Origin of the sequence: Streptococcus phocae, assembly GCF_001302265.1 — a bacterium.
Taxonomy (GTDB): domain Bacteria; phylum Bacillota; class Bacilli; order Lactobacillales; family Streptococcaceae; genus Streptococcus; species Streptococcus phocae.
In genome coordinates, this window is the sequence record NZ_LHQM01000036.1 from 1 (window position 1) to 4,667 (window position 4,667).

5 protein-coding genes and 1 pseudogene are annotated in these 4,667 nt (G+C 38.4%); 5 read left to right on the top strand and 1 reads right to left on the bottom strand.

Features of this window, described 5'->3' with window-relative positions; genetic code table 11:
- Window positions 1–19: 19 nt before the first annotated feature.
- Entirely contained in the window at window positions 20–649 is a 630-nt protein-coding gene (locus tag AKK44_RS07305) for a copper homeostasis protein CutC (RefSeq protein ID WP_054279139.1), read from the bottom strand.
- A 115-nt stretch (window positions 650–764) separates the two neighbouring features.
- On the opposite strand from AKK44_RS07305, the gene serC reads away from it, so the two are divergent.
- The 5 genes and pseudogenes from serC (at window position 765) to AKK44_RS07325 (ending at window position 4,355) form a co-directional block, all read left to right on the top strand.
- Window positions 765–1,865, top strand: a complete 1,101-nt coding sequence (serC, locus tag AKK44_RS07310; RefSeq protein ID WP_054279143.1) for a 3-phosphoserine/phosphohydroxythreonine transaminase — start codon at window positions 765–767, stop codon at window positions 1,863–1,865.
- 15 nt (window positions 1,866–1,880) lie between these two features.
- Window positions 1,881–2,432 (top strand): GNAT family N-acetyltransferase, encoded by a 552-nt coding sequence (locus AKK44_RS07315; protein ID WP_054279140.1) that lies wholly within the window; start codon window positions 1,881–1,883, stop codon window positions 2,430–2,432.
- Window positions 2,433–2,456: 24 nt separating this feature from the next.
- Window positions 2,457–2,807, top strand: a complete 351-nt coding sequence (locus AKK44_RS07320; RefSeq protein ID WP_054279141.1) for an arsenate reductase family protein — start codon at window positions 2,457–2,459, stop codon at window positions 2,805–2,807.
- Window positions 2,808–2,983: 176 nt separating this feature from the next.
- Window positions 2,984–3,076, top strand: a pseudogene (locus AKK44_RS09340) (DNA mismatch repair protein MutT); the annotation flags it as partial.
- Between the two features lie 247 nt (window positions 3,077–3,323).
- Entirely contained in the window at window positions 3,324–4,355 is a 1,032-nt protein-coding gene (locus AKK44_RS07325) for a S66 family peptidase (protein WP_054279142.1), read from the top strand.
- Window positions 4,356–4,667: the final 312 nt, after the last annotated feature.

Sequence of the window (4,667 nt, forward strand, 5' to 3'; positions counted from 1 at the left end):
CTACTAGTCTGTTTTTGATTTAGATGATTCGTGTCCCGTGGACGATTTTTGTACCAGTTAGCTGGCTTAGTTCATGGCAGTTTTCTGCTGTCACACCACCACCAATCATGATTTCAATACGGTCATCTGCCAAGGCAACAAGGGTTTTAATCCGTGTGACGTTGTCATAAATGTTGTTTTTAGAGGGTGCCCCATGTAGGAGAATTCTCTCAAAACCATAAGCGATTAGTTGCTCAAGGCTTTCTACCTGGTCTTTTTCTGGAATCTGGTCAAAAGCCATGTGAAAGACAAGGGGTAGCCCTTGTGTGGCAGGCAGGAGCTGTTCAATGGCATCGGTATCAAGCTGATGATCAGCTGTTAACAATCCTAGAACCAAGGCGTCGCTTCCTGCTTCGATAGCCTTAAGGATGTCTTCTTCCATGGCTAAAAGCTCTCTGTCGTTATAGACAAAATCACCGCCTCGTGGACGAATCATGGTTGCCACACTGATTTTTTGTTCGTGCAAGAGTTTACAGGCTTCTTTGATAACGCCATAAGAAGGGGTAGTACCGCCAACAGCTAGATTGTCACATAGCTCCACGCGGCTGACCTGATCAGCTGTCAACTGAGCAAGTTCAGTGAGATTTTCAGCGCAAAATTCTTTAATCATTGATAGAACTCCTTTCGTTTTTATTATACCATGCGCTTAGGTCCATATGGTAAAATAGTCTTTGTAGAAAATGGCAAAACATGCTATACTCGTAGTGTTAGAGGGAGGTATTGAGGTGACCAGTTATAATTTTTCAGCAGGCCCCGCTACTTTGCCAAAAGCTGTGCTTGAAAAGGCACAGTCAGAGCTATTAAATTATCAGTCTACAGGCATGAGTGTCCTGGAACTGTCACATCGTTCCGAGACTTTTGGAGTGCTTATCACAGAGACTGAGCGCCTGCTTAGAACAATCATGGGGATTCCTGATCAGTACCGAGTGCTTTTTTTACAAGGTGGTGCATCAACTCAATTTAGTATGGTGCCGTTGAATTTGGCACAAGGAAAAAAAGCATATTATCATGTGGCTGGCATCTGGGGCAAAAAAGCATATGCTGAAGCTGTTAAGCTATCTCAGACCCTTCCCTTCGAACCGCTATTATTAGCCTCATCAGAGGAGAGTCATTTTGATCAGCTACCACAGTTTGATGCTAAAAAAATTGACGCGAGTGCGGCCTATGTTCACTTAACCACCAATAATACCGTTGAGGGGACCAGTCTATACGATCTGCCAGATACAAACGGTGTGCCTATTGTGGTTGACATGTCTTCTAACATTTTAGCGGTACCGTATCAGGTCGAGCAGTTTGGGATGATTTACGCAGGGGCCCAAAAAAATTTAGGCCCTGCTGGAGTGACGGTGGTCATCATCCGAGAAGATCTTATCAACACGTTACCAACACTATCTAGCATGTTAGATTATCGGATACAAGCAGAGGCAGGCTCTCGTTACAACACTCCCCCCGTTTATAGCATTTACATCACCAAACTAGTTCTTGAGTGGTTGAGGGATTTGGGAGGAGTAGAGGTCATGGCTGAGCGCAACCGTAAGAAAGCCTTGTTGCTCTATGATGCTATTGACCAATCTAGTTTTTATCAAAGCCCTCTCAAATATTCCAAGGAGCGCTCTATGACGAATGTTGTGTTTAAGACACCTAACAGAGCACTAGATGCTGCCTTTATCGAGGCAGCTGATGCCTGTGGCCTCAAACATCTGAAAGGTCACAGTAGTTTTGGCGGGATACGCGCTAGCTTATACAACGCTTTTCCAATAGAAGGGGTACACGCCTTAATTGATTTTATGGCTGCCTTTGAAAAGAAACACCAAATATATCATTAAAAGGATGGAAATCATATGGAAATCAGACTAGCTTTTCCCAACGAAGTGTCACAAGTAATGGCTGTTATCGAAGGAGCCAAAGAAGTAATAGCTGCTTATGGAAGCGATCAATGGCAAGATGGTTACCCCAACCAAGAGCTCATTTTTGAGGATATCCTAAGAGGTCAAGGTTACGTAGCTCTTAATGAAATGGGAGATATCATAGCTTATGCGGCAGCGATTTATGGCAATGAAGAGGCCTACAATGCCATTTATGAGGGTCAGTGGCAGACTAAGAACAAAGAATACATGACCTTTCATCGCATCGCTGTATCCAAAGACCTTCAAAATCAAAAAATTGGTCAGACCTTTTTGCAAGGCCTCATCGAAGGGATTGATGAAACAGATTTTCGCTGTGATACCCATCCTGAAAACAAAGCGATGCAACACTTGCTTGAAAAACTAGGCTATGTTTACTGTGGTAAGGTGCCTCTTAGCGGTGTGCGTCTTGCTTACCAAAAACAAAAGGCAGATCATGAAAAAGCTGATTACCAAATCATTGATGAGGATAGCCGCTACGGCAATTGATGTTAAGAAGATAAGGAGTCACTGATGTTTACACTATATCACTACCCAAAATGCACCACTTGTAAAAAAGCCATAGCAGACCTAAAACATCACACGGATCAGTTTGAGGTCATTGATATTAAAGAGAACCCTCCAAAAGCTGAGCAGCTTAAAGCATGGATGGCTCAGTCTGATGGTCGATTAAAACAGTTTTTCAACACCAGTGGCCAACGCTACCGAGAATTGGGACTAAAAGACAAAGTTGACACAATGGATGCCACTCAAGCAGCAGAGCTTCTCGCAACCGATGGCATGCTCATAAAACGCCCTATTTTAATCAAAGATGGGCAATTAGTACAAATCGGCTATCGAACACCCTACGAAAATCTAGATTAATAAAAAGACCTTTAGGGTCTTTTTTATTTCTGAGGAAAAGGAAACATCAAAAACTCTAATGTAACCGTTATCTATTATGATATAATCAAGAGAAGGTTATCGAGCCATTGAAAGTGAGGAGTTGGATGAATGTAATAGCATTCAATAAGAAAGATTTAACAATGAGAGGGTAAGAGATGGCAAGAGAAGAAGTTTGTATTTTGACAAATATGTGTATGGTTTATGATGGAAGTCGTATCTTGGTTCAAGATAGAAGAAACCCTGATTGGCGAGAAGAAAATGAATGGAAAGTTGAAAATAAATAAAACACAAGTTTACATAGAAAATAAATTACTCAGACAAGGATCAATGAGGTACTATAACCATTGAAAAACTTATGATCTTTCTTGTTGGTTTCGTGTCTAAAAAATAACACAGGCAAATAGTCAAGTAAATATAAGGATTTTAAAGCTTCTACAAAAGTTTAAAACTAGGATAATAAGTGTTGTAAGCACTACATCAGTATAAGGAGGAAGTATGAGAATCAAAAAAATTGGTGTTGTGAGTTTATCCAGTGGTATCCTGGGAGAAAATTTTATGAAACACGAACTGAATATCGGATTAAGTAGATTGAAACAATATGGTATTGAAGTTGAATTTTTACCTAATGCCCTTAAAGGTACCGAATTTATAAAATATCATCCTGAATGCAGAGCTCAAGATTTATTGACAGCCTTTATTGACGATTCGATTGATATGATTTTGTGTGCAATCGGTGGTGAGGATACCTATAGATTATTGCCATATCTTTTTGAAAATGATGAGCTAAAAAAGGTGGTTAAACAGAAAATATTTTTAGGCTTCTCGGATACGACAATGAATCATTTTATGTTGCATAAAGTTGGGATTAAGACCTTTTATGGGCAATCATTTTTATCGGATGTATGTGAGCTTTCTAAAGAAATGTTACCATATACTAAGCAATATTTTGAAGAATTGATTCGTACAGGAGAAATTAAGGAGATACATCCAAGCGATTTCTGGTATCAAGAACGAGAAGATTTTAGTGAAAATGCAGTTGGAACAGAGATGAACAGCTACCAAAATAATGGTTTTAAATTATTAAAAGGTCAACCGATATTTAAAGGAAAGATTTTGGGCGGTTGTTTAGAGTCAATGTATGATATTTTTGATAACTCTAGATTTGCGGATACAGTTTCCTTGTGTACAACATATAATTTATTTCCAAAATTAGAAGATTGGAAAGGAAAAATGTTACTTTTAGAAACTAGCGAAGAGAAACCGACACCTGAATTATTTAGGAAGATGATTCAAGCATTGAAAGATTATGGCATATTTGATGCACTTACGGGTATTTTGGTAGGAAAACCACAAAATGAAACATATTATGAGGAGTATAAATCAATCTTGTTAGAAGAACTTTCGGATAAAGAGTTATCCATTGTTTATAATGTGAATGTTGGTCATGCAACGCCGAGATGTATTATTCCTTTTGGTGTCGAGGCAGAAGTAAATGTCGAAAAACAAGTCATAATATTCCATTATTAAAAAAATGAATGCTTTATCAAGAACTTGTTTTTGAGGATATCCTAAGATTTCTACAATGGCATTTATGAGGGTCAGTGGCAAACTAAAAAAGAAATAATATTTTGAGGAAATATAAAATGGAAAAAAATATTGAAACCAAAACTGGAAATATTTTTGTTGAATATAAAAATAATAAAAATCAAATATTATTTTTAACCCCCGTTGTAAAATGAGGTGCAACAAAAAAAGACATGTTTATCTGATATACTAAAGTCGCTAAAATAAAGTATATCGGTACTTTGAAGGCAGAAAAGGTGTACATTTGTCAATGAT

Coding starts and splice junctions, on each gene's coding strand:
- AKK44_RS07320 (WP_054279141.1), top strand. CDS start 2,457: ATGTTTACACTATATCACTACCCAAAATGCACCACTTGTAAAAAAGCC.
- AKK44_RS07325 (WP_054279142.1), top strand. CDS start 3,324: ATGAGAATCAAAAAAATTGGTGTTGTGAGTTTATCCAGTGGTATCCTG.
- AKK44_RS07315 (WP_054279140.1), top strand. CDS start 1,881: ATGGAAATCAGACTAGCTTTTCCCAACGAAGTGTCACAAGTAATGGCT.
- AKK44_RS07305 (WP_054279139.1), bottom strand. CDS start 649: ATGATTAAAGAATTTTGCGCTGAAAATCTCACTGAACTTGCTCAGTTG.